At 31.5% G+C, this 22624-nt stretch carries 14 protein-coding genes and 1 pseudogene; 11 read left to right on the forward strand and 4 right to left on the reverse strand.

Annotated elements, in window-relative coordinates; all coding sequences use genetic code 11:
* Positions 1–58: 58 nt before the first annotated feature.
* Positions 59–2848, reverse strand: a complete 2790-nt coding sequence (uvrA, locus tag ACIQ66_RS07485; protein WP_396212174.1) for an excinuclease ABC subunit UvrA — start codon at positions 2846–2848, stop codon at positions 59–61.
* A gap of 404 nt (positions 2849–3252) precedes the next feature.
* Between uvrA and ACIQ66_RS07490 the strand changes: the two genes are divergently transcribed.
* From ACIQ66_RS07490 to ACIQ66_RS07535, 10 genes are all read left to right on the forward strand, one after another.
* Positions 3253–4617, forward strand: coding sequence for a T9SS type A sorting domain-containing protein (locus tag ACIQ66_RS07490; protein ID WP_396212175.1), 1365 nt, complete (start codon positions 3253–3255; stop codon positions 4615–4617).
* A gap of 117 nt (positions 4618–4734) precedes the next feature.
* Positions 4735–7539 (forward strand): triple tyrosine motif-containing protein, encoded by a 2805-nt coding sequence (locus tag ACIQ66_RS07495; protein WP_396212176.1) that lies wholly within the window; start codon positions 4735–4737, stop codon positions 7537–7539.
* Between the two features lie 246 nt (positions 7540–7785).
* Positions 7786–10839, forward strand: a complete 3054-nt coding sequence (locus tag ACIQ66_RS07500; protein WP_396212177.1) for a SusC/RagA family TonB-linked outer membrane protein — start codon at positions 7786–7788, stop codon at positions 10837–10839.
* Positions 10840–10849: 10 nt separating this feature from the next.
* Complete coding sequence (locus ACIQ66_RS07505; RefSeq protein ID WP_396212178.1) at positions 10850–12325, forward strand: RagB/SusD family nutrient uptake outer membrane protein; 1476 nt, start codon at positions 10850–10852, stop codon at positions 12323–12325.
* Between the two features lie 12 nt (positions 12326–12337).
* Positions 12338–13936 (forward strand): hypothetical protein, encoded by a 1599-nt coding sequence (locus ACIQ66_RS07510; protein WP_396212179.1) that lies wholly within the window; start codon positions 12338–12340, stop codon positions 13934–13936.
* A gap of 15 nt (positions 13937–13951) precedes the next feature.
* Positions 13952–15601 (forward strand): family 16 glycosylhydrolase, encoded by a 1650-nt coding sequence (locus ACIQ66_RS07515; protein WP_396212180.1) that lies wholly within the window; start codon positions 13952–13954, stop codon positions 15599–15601.
* A 71-nt stretch (positions 15602–15672) separates the two neighbouring features.
* Positions 15673–17970, forward strand: coding sequence for a beta-glucosidase BglX (gene bglX, locus ACIQ66_RS07520; protein ID WP_396212181.1), 2298 nt, complete (start codon positions 15673–15675; stop codon positions 17968–17970).
* Positions 17971–17974: 4 nt separating this feature from the next.
* Complete coding sequence (locus tag ACIQ66_RS07525; RefSeq protein WP_396212182.1) at positions 17975–18742, forward strand: family 16 glycosylhydrolase; 768 nt, start codon at positions 17975–17977, stop codon at positions 18740–18742.
* Between the two features lie 182 nt (positions 18743–18924).
* Entirely contained in the window at positions 18925–19509 is a 585-nt protein-coding gene (locus ACIQ66_RS07530; protein ID WP_396212183.1) for an RNA polymerase sigma factor, read from the forward strand.
* A 51-nt stretch (positions 19510–19560) separates the two neighbouring features.
* Complete coding sequence (locus ACIQ66_RS07535; RefSeq protein WP_396212184.1) at positions 19561–19704, forward strand: hypothetical protein; 144 nt, start codon at positions 19561–19563, stop codon at positions 19702–19704.
* A 35-nt stretch (positions 19705–19739) separates the two neighbouring features.
* On the opposite strand, the gene nth is transcribed toward ACIQ66_RS07535, so the two are convergent.
* Positions 19740–20387 (reverse strand): endonuclease III domain-containing protein, encoded by a 648-nt coding sequence (nth, locus tag ACIQ66_RS07540; RefSeq protein WP_396212185.1) that lies wholly within the window; start codon positions 20385–20387, stop codon positions 19740–19742.
* 76 nt (positions 20388–20463) lie between these two features.
* Between nth and bcp the strand changes: the two genes are divergently transcribed.
* On the forward strand, positions 20464–20916 hold the full coding sequence (gene bcp, locus ACIQ66_RS07545) for a thioredoxin-dependent thiol peroxidase (protein ID WP_396212186.1): 453 nt from the start codon (positions 20464–20466) through the stop codon (positions 20914–20916).
* A gap of 91 nt (positions 20917–21007) precedes the next feature.
* Here bcp and ACIQ66_RS07550 read toward each other — a convergent pair.
* Together ACIQ66_RS07550 and ACIQ66_RS07555 are read right to left on the reverse strand one after the other, a co-directional pair.
* Positions 21008–21148 (reverse strand): annotated as a pseudogene (locus ACIQ66_RS07550) (transcriptional regulator); the annotation flags it as partial.
* Positions 21149–21303: 155 nt separating this feature from the next.
* Positions 21304–22624, reverse strand: a 1321-nt coding sequence (locus ACIQ66_RS07555) for a M13 family metallopeptidase (protein WP_396212187.1), incomplete at its 5' end; no start/stop codon positions are given.

The following is a 22624-nucleotide window of genomic DNA, read 5'->3' on the forward strand; positions in this document are numbered from 1 at the left end:
TTTTTGCTGATACAAAGGTTTTTCTATAATTGAAGAACTAGATTTAATTTTAATAAACCTATAATTTCTCCTTCAAATACTTACCAGTTACTGATTTTTTATTCTTTACAATTTCTTCCGGAGTACCGAAAGCTAATAATTGCCCACCGTTTTCGCCACCTTCTGGACCTAAATCTATTAAATAATCGGCACATTTTATTAAATCTAAGTTGTGTTCAATTACAATAATTGAATGTCCTTTTTCTAGTAAAGCTTCGAATGATGACAATAATTTCTTGATGTCATGAAAATGCAATCCTGTTGTTGGTTCGTCAAAAACAAAAAGTGCTTTGTCTTTGGTAGTTCCTTTTACTAAAAAAGAAGCCAATTTAATCCGCTGTGCTTCACCACCCGAAAGCGTTGATGATGATTGCCCTAATTGTACATATCCCAAACCTACATCTTGCAAAGGTTGTAGTTTTTGTATAATTTTATTTTGTTTGTGCAATGTAAAAAAAGCAATAGCATCATCAATAGTCATTGTTAAAATATCGTCAATATTTTTGCCTTCAAAATTGACTTCAAGAATTTCTTTTTTGAAACGTTTTCCACCACAAGTTTCACATGGTAACTCAACATCTGCCATAAAAACCATTTCTACATTGATCGAACCATCACCTTTACAGGTTTCACATCGTCCACCATCAACATTGAAAGAAAAATGTTTGGGTTGATAACCTCTAATTTTAGATAATTTTTCTTTAGAATATAAATCTCGAATATCGTCATATGCCTTGATATAAGTCACAGGATTAGAACGTGAACTTCTTCCTATTGGGTTTTGATCGACATATTCAATGCTTTTGATATGTGAATAACTTCCGGCTAATTCGGTAAATTGTCCAGCTTTTTCACCAATTCCTTCTAACTTTTTCTGTAAAGCTGGGAATAAAATTTTCTTTACCAATGTGCTTTTTCCACTTCCAGAAACACCAGTGATTACGGTTAATGAATCTAATGGAAAAGTAACATCAATATTTTTTAGATTATTTTCACGTGCCCCTTTAACTTCAATAAAATTCTTTGAAGTTCTATGTTTTTTAGGAACAGTAATTTCTAGTTTTCCATTCAAATATTGCGAAGTTAAGGAGTCGCTTTTTAAAATTTCAGCAAAATCACCTTGCGCCACTAATTCTCCACCATAAGTTCCTGCTTCTGGACCAATATCTATAATCATATCGGATGCTTTCATAATATCTTCATCATGTTCAACCACAATAACAGTATTGCCTAAATCACGCAAATCTTTCAATACTTTTATCAATCGTTCAGTATCTTTTGGATGCAAGCCAATACTCGGTTCATCTAAAATATACATTGAACCAACTAGCGAGCTTCCTAACGAAGTTGCCAAGTTAATACGTTGACTTTCACCGCCAGAAAGTGAAGCTGAATTTCTATTGAGAGTAAGATAATCCAAACCAACATCTGATAAAAAAGCCAATCTATTATTAATTTCTATCAAAAGTCGTTTCGCAACTTTCAAATCATATTTGGATAAATGTAATTCATTAAAAAAACCAATTAGGTTCTTAATTGGCATATCTACCAATTCTGAAATAGTCTTTCCTCCTACTTTTATATTATTGGTTTCTTGTCTAAGGCGTTTCCCTTTGCAAGTGCTACATTTGGTTTTGCCACGATAACGCGAAAGCATTACACGGTTCTGAATTTTATAATTTTTCTCTTCCAATTCTTTGAAAAAATCATTCAATCCTGTGAAGAATTTGTTGCCTTTCCAAACTAAATCTTTTTGATTTTCTGAAAGTTCATAAAAAGGTTTGTGAATAGGGAAATCAAATTTATAGGCATTGTTTACCAATTGCTCATTGTACCAACTCATACTTTCGCCACGCCATGGATAAATTGCGTTTTCATAAACTGAAAGTGATGAGTTAGGAATAACTAATTCTTCATCAATTCCGATAATATTTCCGTAACCTTCGCAAGTTGGACAGGCTCCATAAGGATTGTTGAAGCTAAATAAATGAATATTAGGTTCAAGAAATGTGATTCCGTCAAGAGTAAAATTGGTGTTATAATTGATTCTCTTATTTGTATTTAAATCCTGCAAAAAACATTCACCTTTTCCTTCAAAAAAAGCTGTTTGAACAGCATCTGCCAATCGATTGAAAAACTCTTCTTCTTCTTTAACAATGATTCTATCAATTATAAGAAGAATATCTTTGTTGTCTAATGAGTGTTGGCCGATTTCGTCTAAACGAACCACTTCGTTATTAACCAAAATGCGAGCAAAACCTTGCTGTAAAAGCACTTTTAGTTTATCTTCTAACTTTCTACCTTGTTCTAAATGAATTGGTGCTAGCAAAAGCCATTTACTAGCGGTTTCAAAAGTTTTTACATCATTAATAACATCACTAACATTGTCTTTTTTTACTTCTTTACCAGAAATTGGAGAAATTGTTTTTCCAATACGGGCAAACAACAACTTCATATAATCATATATTTCTGTTGAAGTTCCAACGGTTGAACGTGCATTAGTTGTATTTACTTTCTGTTCAATAGCAATTGCAGGTGCAATTCCTTTTATATAATCAACTTTTGGTTTGTCTAATCTTCCTAAAAATTGTCTTGCATAAGAAGACAAACTTTCAACATAGCGTCTTTGCCCTTCAGCATATAAAGTATCAAAAGCCAAACTCGATTTTCCAGAACCAGAAAGCCCAGTAATAACAACTAATTTATTACGAGGAATTGCTACATCAAGATTTTTCAAGTTGTGAATTTGCGCTCCTTTTATCAGAATGTTTTTCTTAGGCTCGAGTATAGATATATCTTTAGGAATCATACTAAAAAGTGAATTTTTGCAAATATAATCATTTCTAAAATTAGAAATAGTATAAAGTTATGAGCAAAATTGAAGCAAATTACTAATTTGATAAATAGACAAATTCAATTTTTTTTGGATAAAATTACTACTATATGAGATTTTAGAAACAAATTTTAAATTAAACACAATTATTAACATTACAATACGATGTGAAATGCAATAATTTTACCTATACATTAGCTCAACATATTGTGTTTATCCACTAATTTCTAATTCCAATATAAATATATGATTCTATTGGATTAGTATATATATCAAACGTTTTCGTAAATGTTTTTTATGTATAGTTTTTATATAGTTAAACAAAATAGGAACAATCGATAGGTTGAGTAAATTTGGAATTAAACTAAATTAATAATATTATGAAAAAAATTACTCTATTAGCACTACTATTGACTTTTTCAATAGGAAATGCTCAAACAATTGAAGGTACTTGGAAAATGACACCAGCAGCTGCGGCTTTGGGAGTTGGTCCAAATTTAGGAGACATTTCTTGGTGGTCAAATTCAGCCGGTGATGTTACAACAAGAGGTTGTTATTTTGACGATGAGTTTATGTTTAATGCAGATGGCTCTTTTTCAAATGTACACGGAACACAAACATGGTTAGAAGGTTGGCAAGGATTTGCTGATGGTTGTGGTACTCCAGTTGCACCTCATAATAGTTCAAATGCTGCATCTTGGGTATATAATTCAGGTGCTAATACATTAACATTAACAGGTATTGGTGCTTATTTAGGTTTATCTAAAGTATATAACGGAGGTGAACTTTCAAATCCTGCTAATGCTCCAGCATCTATAACTTATACAGTTACAACACTAACTGCTAGTTCTATGATTTTAGACATCTCAATTGGTGGTGGATGGTGGCGTTTCAATTTAACAAAGCAAGGAGTTGCTCCTTCTTGTTCTGATGGAATTCAAAATGGTGACGAAACAGGAGTTGATTGCGGCGGGTCTTGTCCTAATGTTTGTTTAGCTCAAATTAATTTGCCTGTAACTTTTGAGGGAACAATTACTAATTATGCTGTTACAGATTTTGGTGGAACTTCTTCGAGCTTAGTTGCTGATCCAGAAAATGCAAGTAATATGGTAATGAAAGTTATTAAAACTGTTGGTGCTGCAGGTTGGGCAGGAACTACAATGAGTACTGATTCAGGTTTTAGCTCTCCAGTTCCATTTACATCTACTAACAAAAAAATGTATGTTAAAGTTTGGGCTGCAAATGCTGGAATTCCAGTAAGATTAAAAGTTGAAGATCACGCAAATGTTAATCATTATGTTGAGAAAGATGCTTTTACAACAGCTTCAGGTTGGCAAACTTTAGAATTTGATTTTGCAACTCCAGCTACTGCTGCTTTTGATCCAAGTTTTATTTATGACAAAGCTTCCATTTTCTTCAATTTTGTTCCAGATGTTACAAATGCAACTGAATTGACTTTTTATTTTGACGATGTTAGTTACGGTACGTCTTTAGCAAATTCTTCATTCAATTTGGCTTCTTCATTAAAAGTTTATCCAAATCCTGCTAACAATGTAATTACTGTTGATTCATTTAAAACTATTGAATCTATCACTATTGTTAATCTTTTGGGACAAGAAGTTATTTTAAAAAATACAAATTCTGAATCAGTAACTTTAGATATTTCTTCACTTCAAAATGGAATTTATATTCTAAAAACAACTGTTGGAGGTTCTACAGCAACTTCAAGAATAATCAAAGAATAAATTTTTATATTTTTTCAAAAAAAGCACGTTTTTATAGACGTGCTTTTTTATTATAATTATTTTCCTTTTTCTATTTAGTTATATTGTTTATCTTTATCGGTATTAATCTATTTTACAATGCGTTTACGTCTTTTTATTTTTATTTTTTACTTAACACTAAATTCTTTTAGTCAAGAATTGCCTCCTATTGTAAAATACGGCTCATCAACTTATGATGCAGGTAATCAGAACTGGATGATTTCTCAAGATAAAAATCATTATGTTTATTTTGCTAACAATGAAGGATTATTGGAATTTAATGGCTCCAATTGGACTTTATATAAATCTCCTAACGAAACAATTATTAGATCTGTAAATGTTATTGGTAATAAAATATTCACGGGTTGTTATATGGAATTTGGTTTTTGGAAAAGACAAAGTAATGGTCGGTTGACATATACTTCTTTGAGCAAAAAAATTAAATCTAAAATACTTGACGATGAACAGTTTTGGAATATTATAAATTATGATCAATGGGTAATATTTCAATCATTAAGTAGAATTTATATTTATGATACTAAAACTTCTTTGTTTAGAATTATTATTCCTAAAAATAATATTCTGAAATCATTTAAAACTTCAAATTCAATTTATTATCAAACCGAAAATGATGGATTGTACGAAATTGAAAATGGTAAAAGTAAATTGGTTATAAATAATTCTGTTTTAAAAAATATTAAAATTGTAAATATATTTTCAATTGATGAAGGCATGTTAATTCATACTCAATTCAATGGTTTTTTTAAACTAATAAATGGAAACCTAACAAAATTTAATACAGAAGCTGATTCCGAAATTGCGGCTAGTAGTATTTATAGTAGTCAAATGCTTTCCGATAGTAGTTTTGCAGTAGGAACAATTTCTAATGGCGTTTTTATTCTAACTAAAGATGGAAAAGTCAACTATCATATTACTCAAAATAAAGGGTTAAGTAACAATACTGTTTTATCACTATTTGAAGATATTGATAAAAATTTATGGATTGGATTAGACAATGGTATCAATTGTGTCAATTTACAGTCGCCGGTAAGAAGCTTTTCTGATGACACCGGAATTCTTGGTACAGTTTATACATCAGCACTTCATAAGAATAAATTATATATAGGAACCAATCAAGGTTTGTTTTTTAAAGACTATTCAAATGGAAATCCGTTTGAGTTTATTTCAGGTACAAAAGGTCAAGTATGGTCACTTTTTGTTCATTATGGAACATTATTTTGCGGACATGACTCTGGAACTTTTGTAATTGAAAATGAAAAAGCAAAGCAAGTTTTTTCAAAATCAGGAACCTGGAAATTTGAGCCCTCTCCAATTAATAGAAATACTATTATTCAAGGAAATTATTATGGGTTATCAGTTTTAGAAAAAACAAACAATCAATGGCAGTTTAGAAATAAAATAACAGGTTTTGATTATTCATCTAGATATTTTGAAATCACAAACAGCAACGAAGTTTATGTTAGCCATGAATACAAAGGCGTTTTTAGATTTCAACTAGATTCAAAAAACATAAATGCTTCAAATTTAAATACTTATACAAGTCCAACTAAAGGAAAAAATGCAGGATTAATTACTTTTAATAATACAATTTATTATGCTTACAAAGAAGGTTTTTTTAAGTTAAATAAGAAAACAAAACAATTTGAAAAAGATAAATCTCTTAGTTCTGTCTTTGATAATAAAGAATATACTTCAGGCAAAATGGTGTTAGATAATTCAAACAAGTTATGGCTATTTTCAAAAAATTACATCAATTATTTTACCCTTAACAAATTAAGCTCCGATTTAAAAAAGAATTCAATTCCAATTCCATCTTCACTAACAAACTCAATGTTGGGATATGAAAATATAACACAATTATCTAATTCAAATTATCTTATTGGTACAACAGATGGTTACTACACAATCAATATCAATGATTTAAGTTTTAAAAATTATAGCGTATCAATTTCTGATATAAGTATAAATAAATTGAATGAAAAATTAACTAGTTTTTCAATAACCGAAGAAGGCAGTTTTAAATATGATGAAAACAACGTGACCTTTAGTTACACAGTTCCAGAGTATAACAAATATATTAATGCAGAATATCAATATTTACTAGAAGGCTTTCAGGATGAATGGAGCGAATGGAGTGCAAAACCAACAGTAAATTTTAAAAACTTGCCTTCTGGAGATTATATTTTCAAAGTTAGAGCAAGAATAGCAAGTTCGACTCCAGAAAATGAAGCTGTATATTCTTTTACAATTAAAAAACCTTGGTATGCAACTAATTTTGCTTTACTACTTTACATTATGTTATTAGCATACATGCTTGTATATATCAACAAATTATATAAAAATTATTATCAAAAACAACGTGAAAAATTAATAGAAGAGAATAATTTATTACTTGAAATCAAAGAGTTAGAAAACGAACAACAATTGATGAAAATAAGAAATGAGCAACTTTCACAAGATGTTGATGCCAAAAATAAAGAGTTGGCTGTTTCTACAATGAGTTTAATAAAAAAAGACGAACTACTTTCCGTAATAAAAGAAGATTTGAAAAAAACATCTGACGAAAATAGTAGCAGAAGCATAAAATCTGTAATCTCAACTATTACACGAAACATTTCTGAAGAAGACACCTGGAATGTTTTTAAAGAAGCTTTTGATACTGCTGACAAAGATTTTTTAAAGAAAGTTAAAGCTGCTCATCCATCACTAACGCCAAATGATTTAAGACTTTGTGCCTACTTACGATTGAATCTTTCTTCTAAAGAAATTGCTCCTTTATTGAATATTTCTGTACGAAGTGTTGAGATAAAACGATATCGTTTGCGCAAAAAGATGGATTTATCACACGAACAAGGATTAGTAGAATACATACTATCTATTTAAATCTTACTTTTTAGATAATTTAACTATACATTACCTCAACAAAAACGTTTTCGATTCGATTAAAATGTATAGTCTTTCACAATTTTAAATCTAAATAAAACCTCATTTTATAGTTAAATAAAGTGTTTTTTTACTAAATTATCAAAATCATAATCTTTTTATGAGATGTATATTTTTTGTAGAGGTACATTTTAGTTATTTATCATAAGAAGTAAGTAATTTTAAAAATCTAAACAAAATAATATTATGAAATCTAAACTATTAGTAATTATTTTCATTTTAATTTCATCAATTGGGTTTTCTCAAAAGCATGAAATTAGTGGAAAGGTTATGGATGGCTCAAGCGGAGTTCCGCTTCCAGGAGTTAACATAACAGTAAAAAACACATCGCAAACAATAGCTACAGATGTAGATGGAAAATTCAAATTTTCTAATTTGTTAAAAGGTTCAACCTTAGTATTCAGCTACATTGGCTATCAAAATTTTGAGTTGAAAGTAACACAAAGTCAAGAAATTACGGTTTCACTAAAAGAATCAAAAAACAGTCTTGACGAAATTGTGGTTGTTGGATATGGTAGTGTAAAGAAAAAAAATCTTACAGGATCAGTTTCTTTAGTATCGAGCGCAACTATAGAAAATCTTAAACCTATAAAAGTTGAGCAAGCATTGCAAGGAACAGTTGCAGGTGTTCAAGTTTTAGCTAATTCTGGAGCACCAAGTTCAAAACTTGATATAAGAATAAGAGGTATATCGTCTAATGGAGAAAATGGCCCTCTTGTTTTAGTTGATGGTTATCAAGGAAATATGGAACTACTAAATCCTTCCGATATAGAATCTATTACTGTTTTGAAAGATGCTCAAGCAGCTGTATATGGTGCAGTTGGTGCAAACGGTGTAGTCTTAGTTACAACTAAGCAAGGGAAGAAAAATTCTAAAACTAAATTTACTTTCAATTCTTATACTGGTTTTCAGGAAACTACAAAAAAAATTAGAGTGTTAGATGCAACTGAATATGCTTTGTTGCTAAACGAAAGCTATACAAATGCTGGATTAGCAGCACCCTATTCTTCTGTTGTTGGTTTAGGTGAAGGAACTAATTGGCAAGATGAAGTATTTAAATTAGCACCAATAATTAATAATGATTTATCCGTTTCAGGAGGATCTGATAAGATTACTTATACCTTTAGTGCTTCCAAAATCAAACAAGATGGTATTGTTGGACTCGAAAAATCTGGCTTTGATAGAGGTACTGCAAGAATAGCAATTGGAGCTGATTTGAGTGAAAAACTTACTATTAAAACTAATTTAATCTATACCGACTTTAACAGACAAGGCTTAAATGAAGGTGGCTTAGGTTCTGTTTTGTTCAATGCTATAAACACACCATCTGTATTTAAACCTTACGATGCTGTTGGAAATTTTACACAAGTGCCAAGCACACCTGGTTATGGAATAGAAGTTATAAATCCTTTGGCACAAATACAAAATACTTATAATAGATACAATCAAGAAAGATTAAATGGGAGCATTGGTCTAGAATATAAACTATTTGATAATTTAAAACTAACATCTAGATATGGGTTTCAAAGAGGAAATAGTGTTGATAAATCTTTTAATCCATTGATTAATTATGGAGACGGTAAAGTATTTAATAATGTAACACAAAGTACTGTTTCTCAAAACACTCAGAAATTTAGTAATTATACTTTTGACTTATTTGCAGAATATGAAAAAAGAATTTTAGAAAATCATAAATTCAAGTTGACTATTGGTGGTACTTTATTTGAAGAAAATGGAGAAGGTTTATTTGCAACTGGATATGATGTGCCAAATAACTCATGGGAATTTGCAGACATTGCATTAGCAATTGGATTACCCAAAGAACCTGTTAGAACTAATGGTTCTTATAAATCTACTCCTTATAAAAGACCGTCTTTTTTTGGAACTATTGATTATGATTATAAAAAGAAATATTTATTATCCTACATATTTAGAAGAGATCAGTCTTCAAAATTTGGTCCTAATAACAGCGTTGCCTATTTTAATTCTGTGCTTACTGGTTGGATAATTTCTGATGAAGATTTTTTTAATAATGAAGGCAAAATTAATTTTTTAAAATTAAGAGCTAGTTACGGCACCTTAGGTAATGATGCCATTTCTGGAGATACTTTTAGATCATTATTATCAGGAGAAGGTGTTTATGTATTTGATAACTCATTAGCAAGTGGTGTAGCTTTGGGAACAATAACAAACCCAGACGTTAAGTGGGAATCAGATACTAAATTGGATATTGGTTTTGATGCAAAATTGTTTAATAATAAAATTGAAATTACCGCTGATTATTATAACAACACAAGAAAAGACCTGCTAATAAGAGCTACTCCTGTTTCAGGAATAAATGGTGGTTCAGCTCCTGGTTCTGGTAATCCAACTGTTAATGCTGGAACAGTTAAGAATAAAGGATTTGAATTTTCAATTAACTATAAAAACAATGATAAAAAACTTAAATATAATTTAGGATTTAATATTGCTTCTTTAAATAATGAAGTAACTGAAGTTAAAAACTCATCTGGTTATATTGAAAGTGGAGCATTTAGTACTGGACAACCATCTCCGACAAGAATGCAAGTAGGACAGCCAATAGGTTCTTTCTATGGTTACCAAACTGATGGGATTTTTCAAAACCAAGCTGAAGTAAATGCACATCCTTCTCAATTAGCATTAGGAGCTGAAGCACAACCAGGCGATTTGAGATTTAAAGATGTAAATGGTGATGGATTAATAAATGCTAATGACAGAACTTTCATAGGAAAAGCTATTCCAGATTACACACTAGGTTTCAATATGACTTTTAATTATGGTGGTTTTGATTTTGTAGCTTATTCATATGCTTCGATCGGAAATGATATGATTAGAAACTATGAAAGAACTGAAAATAAACTAAATAAACTAAATTATGTTTTAGACAGATGGACAGGAGAAGGAACAAGCACTGAAGTTCCAAGAGTTACTGCAGGAGCATCGTCTAACAACCTTTTTTCTGATTATTTTGTTGAAGATGCATCATTCTTTAGAATTCAAAATATACAATTAGGTTATTCATTACCAAGCACTTTTATTGAAAAAGTTGGATTTTCTAAAGTTAGATTATATGCCTCTGTAAATAATGCCCTTACTCTTACCAAATACAGAGGTTTTGATCCTGCTGCAAATAGTGGAGATCCTATTTCTGGTGGTATTGATTATGGCTATTATCCTACTCCAAGAATTTATATGCTTGGTATTAATGTTAATTTTTAAAGTTATGAAAATGAAAAGATATAATATCAAAATTAGTTATTTTATAATGTCATTATTATTAATAATAACAAGCTGTTCAGATGAGTTTGTAAATGAGAAACCACCTTATTCAATTGATTCCGAAAGTTATTTTAATAACAAACAAGAATATGAAAATGCTTTAATTGGAGCATATGACATGTTACAATCTTCTTACCTAAATGTTATGTTAGGTGAAATTGCATCAGACAATACTCTTTCTGGTGGAGAAAGTGCTACAGATTTTGTTGGAATACAACAAGTAGATGAAATGATTCATACACCCATAAATTCAGAACTACGAAATATTTGGAACTGGATGTTTGCTGGAGTTTACAGAGCAAGTTATATATTAGAATTCAAAGATAAAATCGATTTTGAAGGAAAAAATCAAATAATTGCAGAAGCTCGATTTCTCAAAGCTTATTACAATTTTGAGTTGGTAAAATGGTTTGGTCCAATTCCAATTAAAGTTGACAAAAGATTTAGTGTAAAAGATGTAGAAACTTTACCAAGAGCTCCTTTAACAGAAGTTTATGCTAACATAGAAAGTGATTTGGCATTCGCTATCGAAAATTTAAATCCAATTCCGTCTCAAAAAGGTCGCGCTACTAAAGGAGCAGCTCAGGCTTTACTAGGAAAAGTTTATCTATTTCAAAATAAATATGTAAATGCATCAAATGTTTTACAAGATTTAATAGATGACGCAAATTACTCTCTGGTTACAAATTACAATACAATATTTGAAAATGAAGGAGAAAATGGTTTAGAATCTGTTTTTGAAGTTCAATATACAGATGCTGAAGGCGCTGGTTTTGGATGCTTACAATGTAGCGAAGGAAATGTAGCTGTTGGTTTTAATGGTATTAGAAATTATGATGGTCCATTATATGATTCTGGATATAGTTTTAATGTTCCAACACAAGAAACTTACAACTCATTTGAAGCAGGTGATAATAGAAGAGATGTAGCAATTTTAAATATTGTTTCATGGTCGGCATCAAATAATGCTACTTATGGAGAAGGTTATAAACATACAGGTTTCTTTAACAAAAAATACATAGCTAGAAAAGGAGACTCAAATATAGGTGATCAAAACCTAACCAACCCAAACAACTATAGAGCAATTCGATATGCAGATGTATTATTGATGGCAGCCGAAGCCTACAATCGTGGTGGAATTGATGATGCAAAAGCTAGAACTTATTTGAATGAAGTAAGAAGACGTGCTTTTGGCGACACAAATCATGATATTTCTGCGTCAGGTGCCGCTTTAACCGATTTTATTTGGGCAGAAAGACGTGTAGAACTTATGGGCGAAGGACATCGTTTCTTTGACCTAGTAAGAACAGGAAAAGCAGCACAAGCTATTAACGGGTTTACTCCAAATAAAAATGAAGTATTTCCAATTCCATTTGAAGAAATTCAATTTTCTAATGGAAATTGGCAACAAAACACAGGATACTAAAAATATAGAACTATGAAAAAAATAAAAATAATACTATCACTATTCATTCTGACATCTTTTATAGGATGTACAAGCGATGATGAAAATGTGAACTTAGACAATCTTGTTGCTCCATCCAATATATCTGCTTTAATGACAATTGAGCAAGATAATTCTGGAAAAGTTACTATAACACCTCGTGGTGAAGGTGTAACTCAATTTGAAATAAATTTTGGTGACGGAACTACAGAAAACGCTTTTGTAAGTCCAGGAGGATCTATCCAAAATATATACGATGAAGGTACTTACCAAGTAAAAATTATTGGTTTAACTCTTAATGGCAAAAAAACTGAAGTAACTCAACCTTTAACTGTATCATTTTTAGCACCAACAGACCTAGAGGTTACCATTACAACAGGTGCTAATCTTACCGCAAATGTTAGTGCTAAGGCAAAACTAGAAACCTACTTTCAGGTTTATTTTGGTGAAAGTGCAACTGAAACTCCTGTTGATTTTATGGAAGGAGAAACTGTTTCTCATACTTATTCTTCTGTTGGAACTTATCAAGTAAAAGTAGTTGCTTTGAGTGGAGGTATTGCAACTACTGAACAAACTCAAACGGTTGTCATAACTAACTTAACAGCAGCTCCTACTCCAACTGTACCTGCTTCAAGTGTTATATCAATGTTCAGTAACGCCTATACAAATGTTGCCGTAGATACTTGGAGAACTAACTGGTCAAGCGCAACATTGGATGAAGTTTCAATAAATGGTAATGCAACAAAAAAATATAGTGCTTTAAATTTTGTAGGTGTTGAAGCTACTACAACTCCAATAAATGCATCAAATATGACACATTTTCATACTGATGTTTGGTCTTCCGATTTCACTCAATTTAAAATTAAATTAGTTGACTTTGGTGCCAATGGTAGTTTTGGTGGTGGTGATGATGTAGAACATGAAATTACATTTAATGCTCCAGCAAAAGATACTTGGGTAAGTTTAGATATTCCTTTATCCGATTTTACTGGTTTAACAACAAAAGCACACATTGCACAATTAATCTATGTTGGCGCACCATCTGGTAATACAACTGTTTATATAGACAACGTTTATTTCTACAATCAAAATGCAACACTTTCTACTCCAGCACCAACCCCAACTTTGCCTGCTGCTAATGTAATATCTATGTTTAGTGATGTTTATACTAACGTAAATGTGAATACTTGGAGAACTCCATGGTCAAATGCAACTTTACAAGAAATTTCAATTGCAGGAAATCCAGTTAAAAAATACAGTGCCTTAGATTTTGTTGGAATTGAAACAACTTCAAACCCTATTAATGCATCAAGCATGACACATTTTCATACAGATGTTTGGTCAAGTGATTTTACAACATTTAGAGTGAAGTTAGTTGACTTTGGAGCAAATGGAGCATTTGGTGGTGGTGACGATGTTGAACATGAAATTGTTTTAACCTCACCTGCTCAAAATACTTGGGTAAGTTTGGATATTCCTTTATCACAATTTACTGGATTAACAACCAAATCACATATTGGTCAATTAATTTATTCGGCTTTGCCTACAGGAAATAATACAGTTTACATCGATAATGTTTATTTTCATAACTAATAACATAAATCAAATATGAAAAATATAAAAAAGTACCTATTAGTTTTTACTTCATTATGGCTGTTTGTAAGTTGCCAAGAAGATAAAGCTACGTTTGGAGATTTAAACGCTCCAACAAATTTGACTATAACAGCTGAACTCGTTGGAAAAACGGCTGAATTGCCCAATGGTGACGGTTCAGGTTTTGTTAACTTTACAGCAAAAGCTGCTAATGCAATTTCCTATAAAATTATTTTTGGAGATGGTGAAACAAAAAATGCACCAAGTGGAGAATATTTAAAAAGATACACAAAAACTGGAACACATATTTATACAGTTACCGTTCTTGCTTCTGGTAAAGGTGGCGTAACGACAACAGCAAATATTGATATTGAAGTTTTTAGTGATTTCAATGATGATGAAGCAGTAACATTTTTAACTGGTGGAGCTTCTAAAAAATGGTATTGGTCTGCTTCTGAACCAGGGCATCTAGGTGTTGGAAAAAACATTAATCCTCTTGATCCAAACTCTCCAAATCATATACCAAGTTACTATGAAGCAGCCGCATGGGAAAAAGCTAGTTCTGGAGACAGCAGCTGTTTATATGAAAATGAATTGACTTTTTCATTAGATAATGGCACTCTAAAATATACATTAAACAATAATGGTAGTACATTCTTTAATACTGCTTTTCAAAGTGTTGCTGGTGGTAGTGCAGGTTTTGATTTTTGCTATAGTTATGATACATCTGGAACAAAAACTGTAAACCTTTCTCCATCAGAATCTGTTGTTGCAGCAAATGGAGTTCCAGGACAAACAAGAGGAACTATGATGAATTTTTCAGACGGTGGTTTTATGGGATATTACATTGGTCAAAGTTCATACGAAATTCTATCAATTACTGCCAATAGATTATATGTTAGAGCAGTTATGGGTGGAAATCCTGCCCTAGCTTGGTATCATGTTTTTACAACAACCAAACCAACACAAACACCAGATGTTGATTTTACAAACCTAGTTTGGTCAGACGAATTTAATACTGATGGTGCTCCTGATTCAACTAAATGGGGTTATGATTTAGGCGCAGGTGGTTGGGGAAATGGTGAAGCTCAAACATATACAAATGCTTCTGCAAATGTATCTGTTTCTGGAGGAAACCTAAAAATTACAGCTATTAAAAGTGGTAGTACTTATACATCTACAAGGTTGAAATCTGAAAATAAATACGAATTTACTTACGGAAAAGTTGAAGTAAGAGCAAAACTTCCATTCGGTGGTGGAACATGGCCTGCTATATGGATGCTAGGTCAAAATTATGCTACAAATATTTGGCCAGCATGTGGAGAAATTGACATAATGGAACATAAAGGAAATGATGTAAATAAAATTTATGGTACATTACATTATCCAGGTAATTTTGGTGGTAATGCAAATGGTAATAGTACAACAATTACTGGTGCGACAACAGAATTTCATATTTACAAAACTATTTGGACAGCAACATCAATAAAAATTTATGTTGATGATTTGCTTTACCATTCAGTTGCCAACAACAACTCTTTACCATTTAATAGCGATTTCTTTTTGATTCTGAATGTAGCTATGGGTGGAACTTTTGGTGGTGCAATAGATCCAACTTTCACACAATCATCAATGGAGATTGATTATGTAAGGGTATATCAATAAATCATATTTCAAATACAGGAATGGTAGTTCACTATCATTCTTGTATTTTTATTAAACTTGAATTTTTTATAATGAAATTAATTCCAATTAGACTATTTTTAAGCATAGTTATTCTTTCACTATCAAGCTGTAGTTCTGCACAAAAAAAGAAAGCAAATCTAAGAAAAGAAACTACTTTAGAACAAAAAGTTGATTCTGTTATGAATCTAATGACTTTAGAAGAAAAAATTGGTCAACTCAATCAATATAATGGTTTTTGGGATATAACTGGACCAGTTCCAAAAGAAGGACAAGCAGCCAAAAAATACGAACATTTAAAAAAAGGTTTAGTTGGTTCTATGTTAAATGTCAAAGGCGTTAAAGATGTAAAAGCATTACAAAAAATTGCAGTAGAACAAACACGTCTTGGAATTCCATTAATTTTTGGATTTGATGTTATTCACGGATATAAAACAATTAGCCCAATTCCATTAGCAGAATCAGCTAGTTGGGATATTGATGCCATAAAAAAATCAGCTTCAATTGCAGCTGAAGAAGCTTCCGCAGTTGGCTTAAACTGGACTTTCGCTCCAATGGTTGACATTTCTCGCGATGCTCGTTGGGGTCGCGTAATGGAAGGCGCTGGAGAAGACCCTTATTTGGGAAGTCAAATTGCCATTGCTAGAATAAAAGGATTTCAAGGTGAAAATTTCAAATCAAATAAAACAATTATAGCATGTGCAAAGCATTTTGCAGGTTATGCTCAAGCAGAGGCGGGTCGTGATTATAACTCTGTTGATATAAGTGAAGAAATGTTACAAAATGTAATTTTTCCACCTTTCAAAGCTTCAGTCGATGCAGGTGTTCGCACTTTTATGAATTCATTTAATGAACTTAACGGAATTCCAGCAACAGCAAGTAGTTATTTACAAAGAGATGTTTTAAAAAGAGATTGGAAATTTGATGGTTTTGTAGTTTCCGACTGGGGTTCTATTAGTGAAATGATAAGCCATGGTTACGCAAAAGATGGTAAACAAGCAGCAGAAATTGCTATAAATGCTGGTTCAGACATGGATATGGAGTCTGTATTATATGTTGAGCACTTAGCCACTTTGGTAAATGAAGGAAAAGTAAAACAAGCAGTTATAAACGATGCTGTAAAAAGGATTTTAAAAGTAAAATTTGAACTTGGTTTGTTCGCTAATCCATATAAGTATTGCGATGAAGCTTATGAAAAAGCAACTGTTGGAAAAAAAGAATTTCACGAAGGTGTTTTAGATGTTGCTAAAAAATCAATTGTTTTATTAAAAAATCAAAATGATATATTGCCATTGAAAAAATCTGGTCAAAAAATCGCTCTTATTGGTGCATTGGCAAACGATAAAACCAGTCCGTTAGGAAGCTGGAGATTAGCAGCTGATGAGAACTCGGCGGTTTCTGTATTGGAAGGTTTGCAAAATTATAAAGGAAATACATTAGCCTATTCAAAAGGTGCTGATGTTGCAGTCGGAAAAATTGAATTTATTTTTGAAACTAAAATCAATGAAACAGACAAAAGTGGATTTGCAGAAGCGATAGCTTTAGCCAAACAATCAGATATTGCCATACTTGTTTTAGGTGAACACGGTTTGCAATCTGGCGAAGGAAGAAGTCGATCTGATATTGCATTACCTGGTGTTCAACAAGAATTATTAGAAGAAATTTACAAAGTAAATAAAAACATTGTTTTAGTTTTAAATAATGGTCGTCCACTTGCCTTTCCATGGGCAGCTGAAAATATTCCAGCAATTGTTGAAGCTTGGCATCTTGGTTCTCAAAGCGGAAATGCAATCGCTCAAGTTCTTTATGGAGATTACAATCCAAGCGGTAAATTGCCAATGACTTTTCCGAGAAACGTTGGGCAAGTTCCAATTTATTACAATCATAAAAATACTGGAAGACCTAGTATTGAAAACAAAGATTTAGTGTTTTGGTCACATTATATGGATGTTGACAATTCGCCTCTTTATCCTTTTGGGTATGGATTAAGTTATTCTAAATTTGACTATTCAAATCTTTTTTTAAGTTCGAATTCTTTTGATAAAAACGGAAAAATTGAAGTTTCAGTAACGGTAACAAATTCTGGAAAAGTTACAGGAAAAGAAGTTGTTCAATTGTATATTCGTGATTTAATAGGAAGTTTAACGCGTCCTGTAAAAGAACTAAAAGGTTTTGAAATAATTGAATTAAAACCAAATGAATCAAAAAAAGTTACTTTTACTATAAATGAAAAAACTATAGAATATTTTACAGCAAATAAAAAATGGGAAGCAGAATCAGGTGATTTCAAAGTATTTATAGGAACGAATTCTGCCGAAACTATTGAAGCAAATTTCAAATTCAATAACTAAAAAAATGAAAACAACTATTCTTGTTGCAATTTTGCTTCTATCATTTTCCTTTTCTTGTGCACAAGAAACTAAACGTAAACTAGTTTGGGAAGAAAATTTTGAAGGCAAAAAACTTGATGAAACTGTATGGAATTATGAATTAGGAAACGGCTGTCCATCTATTTGTGGTTGGGGAAATAACGAACGTCAAGTTTATACCAAAATCAATCACAAACTTAAAAAAGGAAAACTTACAATTACTGCCATGAAAGAAAAAGAAACCTACACATCTACTCGCATTACATCAGCTGGCAAAAAAGAATTTCAATATGGTCGAATCGAAGCACGGGCAAAATTACCTGTGGGCGAAGGAATTTGGCCTGCATTCTGGATGTTAGGTTCAAATATAAACAATGTAGGTTGGCCAAAATGTGGCGAAATTGATATTCTTGAATACGTTGGTAAAAATCCACATTTAGTATATACTTCTTTGCACACCCAAGATAGTCATGGTGAAACTATTAATTCAAAAAAAATAGTTTTTCCTAAAATTGAAGAAGGATTTCACATTTTTGCAGTTGATTGGACTAAGGATAAAATGGATTTTTTTGTTGATGATAAACTAGTATATACTTTTCAACCAGAAGTTAAAAATGAAAACACATGGCCTTTTAACCAACCCTTTTATATAATTATTAATATGGCTATTGGCGGAAATTTTGGCGGACCAGAAGTGGATGATTCCATTTTTCCTCAAGAATATGTATTGGATTACGTAAAAGTGTATCAATAATTCAAACTTTTTTTAAAAATTAGTACCTAAAACTGTTAAAATTTCAATTAATATTTGTTTCTTAAGAAAATATTATGCTACATTTGGCTAATAATTAACTCACAAAACCTAGTTGCCTATACAATAAAATTACTTTTTAGAGAAAATCTCAAATTTTAACTCAAAACTAAAAGTGTAATTTTATGGCTACTATTCAAACCTCAGATGCCTTATTGGTAAATAAATATATGGCTGGAGATGAAAACGCTCTTGCTATATTAATAAAAAGACATCAGTCTAAAATATACGGTTTTATTTATTCAAAAATTGCCGATAGAGCTATTGCAGACGATGTTTTTCAGGATACTTTCGTAAAAGTTATCAAAACTCTTAAATCACAATCTTATAACGAAGAAGGAAAATTTTTGCCTTGGGTAATGCGTATTGCACATAATTTAATTGTTGATCACTTTAGAAAAAGTAAAAAAATGCCAATGCTTCGCGAAACCGAAGAGTTTTCTATTTTTACTATCTTAAAAGATAATTCTCCAACAATCGAAGGACAACTTATTACGGAACAAATAGAAGGCGATTTGGCAAAAATAATTGAAGAACTTCCATACGATCAAAAAGAAGTAGTAATGATGCGTATTTACCAAGATTTGAGTTTCAAAGAAATATCAGATTTAACAGGCGTTAGCATCAATACAGCCTTAGGCAGAATGCGTTACGCTATATTGAACATGCGAAAACTTATTGAAAAAAATCAAATAATTTTAACTAATTAAACAATATTGTAACAACTGTTGCGTTATAGAATATATAATTTAAATCATTCTATGGCAAAACTTTACTCTAAAAAAACTGTTGCAATAACTAAAATGGCACCAAAAAAAGAAACAATCGATTTTTTGCTTAATTTTTCTAAAGCATTATCTGTTGTGAAAATTGGAAAAGCTAAATTTGAAATTATTGCCAACTAGGAGAAATCCCGAATTGTAGTACTCTTCGGGATTTTTTATTTAACAAAGGTTTTTAAAACCTCTTTTCGACCAATAGTTTTGGTAATGATGTCTTTTTCAATATCCCAACTACGCGCTGGCGAATATTCTCTTCCATACCAAATAATTTGCAAATGCAATTCGTTCCATAATTCTCTCGGAAAAATAGCTTTCGCATCTTTTTCGGTTTGTACAACATTTTTTCCGCTAGATAAATTCCAGCGATATAGCAATCTGTGAATGTGCGTGTCAACAGGAAAAGCTGGTACTCCAAACGCTTGACTCATAACAACACTAGCCGTTTTGTGACCAACTGCAGGTAATTCTTCAAGTTCTTCAAAACTTTGAGGTACTTCACCATTGTATTTGTCTATCAAAATATGTGACAAACCATGAATTCCTTTTGATTTCATTGGCGATAATCCACAAGGTCTAATAATTTCTTTTATTTCTTCCACACTCATTTTTATCATATCAAACGGATTATCAGCTTTTGCAAAAAGAAGTGGTGTAATCTTATTAACACGAACATCTGTGCATTGAGCTGAAAGCAAAACCGCAATCAGCAACGTATAAGCATCTTTATGATCTAACGGAATAGGAATTTCGGGATATAAATCATTTAACGTATTAATAACAAACGTTGCACGCTCTTTTTTAGTCATTTTTAAGTAAATTTGGGTGTAAAAATAAACTAAACTTTTAAACTAATAAACTCTTAAACTTTTAAACTCAAAAAAAATGACAAATTTAAAAAAAGGCGACAAAGCACCCGATTTTTCAGGGTTTGATCAAGACAATAAATTCCATCAATTAGAAGATTACAAAGGCAAAAAGTTGGTAGTTTTCTTTTATCCAAAAGCTAATACACCTGGTTGCACTGCCGAAGCTTGCGATTTGCGTGACAATTACGAACGTTTTCAAGCCAACAATTATGCTTTGTTAGGTGTAAGTGCCGATAGCGAAAAAGCGCAATTAAAGTTTAAAGAAAAATTCAATTTTCCTTTTCCTCTTTTAGCAGATGAAGATAAGTCGGTTATTCAAGCCTTTGGCGTTTGGGGACCAAAAAAATTCATGGGAAAAGAATACGATGGTATTCACAGAACAACTTTTGTAATTGACGAAAACGGAATTATTGTAAACGTAATTACCGATGTAAAAACTAAAGCGCATGCTGCACAGATATTAAAATAATTACTTTTCAATTTATAAAAAAATGGAGTTCGTTGGAGCTCCATTTTTTTTGTTAATAGGTTTGAATTAAAACGTCAGTTGGGAACTGTTAATTTTCATATCGTTCTATCAAAATGCCTAAAAGTTCTAATTCATCACCTTCTCGCGTTCCTTTTTTTGCATCAAAAATTACTTCAAGTCTTTCTAGAGCTTGATTGTAATCTTTTTCATTTTTTATAAGATGGATATTCATAGTCTTTTTTATTGTGTTAGCATTAATTTAATCATATTCTGCTTATTTCCATAATATAAATCGAATCACAACAAATTTTTAAATCTTTATAAATTATAAACTGCGACTGATTATACTATTTAGTTTAATTTCCAAATATTTTATAGTTATATACCCTACCAAATCAACACCTTCAACTTCTCATCTTGATACATTGGGCTTCCTTTTTTGATGTTAAAAGCTTTGTGAAATTCTGTGATATTGGCTAATGGGCCGTTAATTCTAAACTGCGCTGGCGAGTGTACATCGGTCATTACTTGTTGTGCTAGGGCTTCTTTGTTGGTATTAACCATCCAAGCATAGCCGTATGCCAAAAAGTAGCGTTGATCAGGATTTAGTCCGCTAATTTTTTCGTTGGTTTTGTATTGTTTGGTTTTCTTAAACGCTTCGTAACCCATTACAACACCACCCAAATCGGCAATGTTTTCGCCTTGTGTAGCATCGCCATTTACGTTTTTGTCACCAACTTTGTACTTGCTATATTGGTCAACAATCAACTTAGTTTTGGTTCTGAACTTAGCTAAATCTTCTGGTGTCCACCAATTATTCAAGTTGCCTTTTTCGTCAAACTGGCTTCCTTGATCGTCAAATCCGTGTGTGATTTCGTGTCCAAAAGTCGAACCGCCAATAATTCCGTATAAAACCGCATCATCGGGCATTCTTCCTTCAAATCCTGGTACTAAAATATTGCAAGCTGGCACGCAAATTTCGTTGTTACTTGGGTTGTAATAAGCATTGTACGTTTGTGGATACATGTGCCATTCGTTTCTATCAACTGGTTTTCCAAATTTTGAAACATTATCAGTATAACTCCATTTGTTTACAGCCATAATGTTACTACAATATGATTTTCTATCTATTGTAACACTGCTCATGTCTTTCCATTTGTCTGGATAACCTACTTTCATTACCACTTTGCTCAGTTTGGTAAGCGCTTTTTCTTTGGTAACAGCACTCATCCAATCTAATTTTTTGATTCTTTCGGCATATACATCGCGAATGTTGTTTCCTATTTCTAACAATTTTTCTTTAGAACCTTTTGGCAAATACTCAGCCACATATACCTGTCCGATTAATTCACCTAAAGAATTATCGGTTTGCCCTACTACTCTTTTCCATCTTGGTTTTTGTTCTTTTACACCACTCATTACAGTTGCAAAAAATTTGAAGTTTTGATTTTCAAAATCTTTGCTCAAATAAGAAGCATAAGTATTTATCAAATCCCATTTTAGATACGTTTTCCAATCTTCGATAGTATATTTGATAATGCAAGTATTCAATTGAGTAAAAAATTCTGGTTGCCCAACAATTACTGTATCGGCATTTTTAACTTTCAAATCGGTAAAAAGTTTATTCCAATTGATATTTTTGGTAGCACCATTTAATTGGGCAATGTTCATTTTGTTGTAATTTTTAATTGGATCACGCATTCCTTCT

Origin of the sequence: Flavobacterium sp., from assembly GCF_044377315.1 — a bacterium.
In the GTDB taxonomy this organism is placed as follows: domain Bacteria; phylum Bacteroidota; class Bacteroidia; order Flavobacteriales; family Flavobacteriaceae; genus Flavobacterium.

Excerpts from the sequence above, each read along its gene's own strand:
- uvrA (WP_396212174.1), bottom strand. The coding sequence starts at position 2,848 with ATGATTCCTAAAGATATATCTATACTCGAGCCTAAGAAAAACATTCTG.
- ACIQ66_RS07490 (WP_396212175.1), top strand. The coding sequence starts at position 3,253 with ATGAAAAAAATTACTCTATTAGCACTACTATTGACTTTTTCAATAGGA.
- ACIQ66_RS07495 (WP_396212176.1), top strand. The coding sequence starts at position 4,735 with ATGCGTTTACGTCTTTTTATTTTTATTTTTTACTTAACACTAAATTCT.
- ACIQ66_RS07500 (WP_396212177.1), top strand. The coding sequence starts at position 7,786 with ATGAAATCTAAACTATTAGTAATTATTTTCATTTTAATTTCATCAATT.
- ACIQ66_RS07505 (WP_396212178.1), top strand. The coding sequence starts at position 10,850 with ATGAAAAGATATAATATCAAAATTAGTTATTTTATAATGTCATTATTA.
- ACIQ66_RS07510 (WP_396212179.1), top strand. The coding sequence starts at position 12,338 with ATGAAAAAAATAAAAATAATACTATCACTATTCATTCTGACATCTTTT.
- ACIQ66_RS07515 (WP_396212180.1), top strand. The coding sequence starts at position 13,952 with ATGAAAAATATAAAAAAGTACCTATTAGTTTTTACTTCATTATGGCTG.
- bglX (WP_396212181.1), top strand. The coding sequence starts at position 15,673 with ATGAAATTAATTCCAATTAGACTATTTTTAAGCATAGTTATTCTTTCA.
- ACIQ66_RS07525 (WP_396212182.1), top strand. The coding sequence starts at position 17,975 with ATGAAAACAACTATTCTTGTTGCAATTTTGCTTCTATCATTTTCCTTT.
- ACIQ66_RS07530 (WP_396212183.1), top strand. The coding sequence starts at position 18,925 with ATGGCTACTATTCAAACCTCAGATGCCTTATTGGTAAATAAATATATG.
- ACIQ66_RS07535 (WP_396212184.1), top strand. The coding sequence starts at position 19,561 with ATGGCAAAACTTTACTCTAAAAAAACTGTTGCAATAACTAAAATGGCA.
- nth (WP_396212185.1), bottom strand. The coding sequence starts at position 20,387 with ATGACTAAAAAAGAGCGTGCAACGTTTGTTATTAATACGTTAAATGAT.
- bcp (WP_396212186.1), top strand. The coding sequence starts at position 20,464 with ATGACAAATTTAAAAAAAGGCGACAAAGCACCCGATTTTTCAGGGTTT.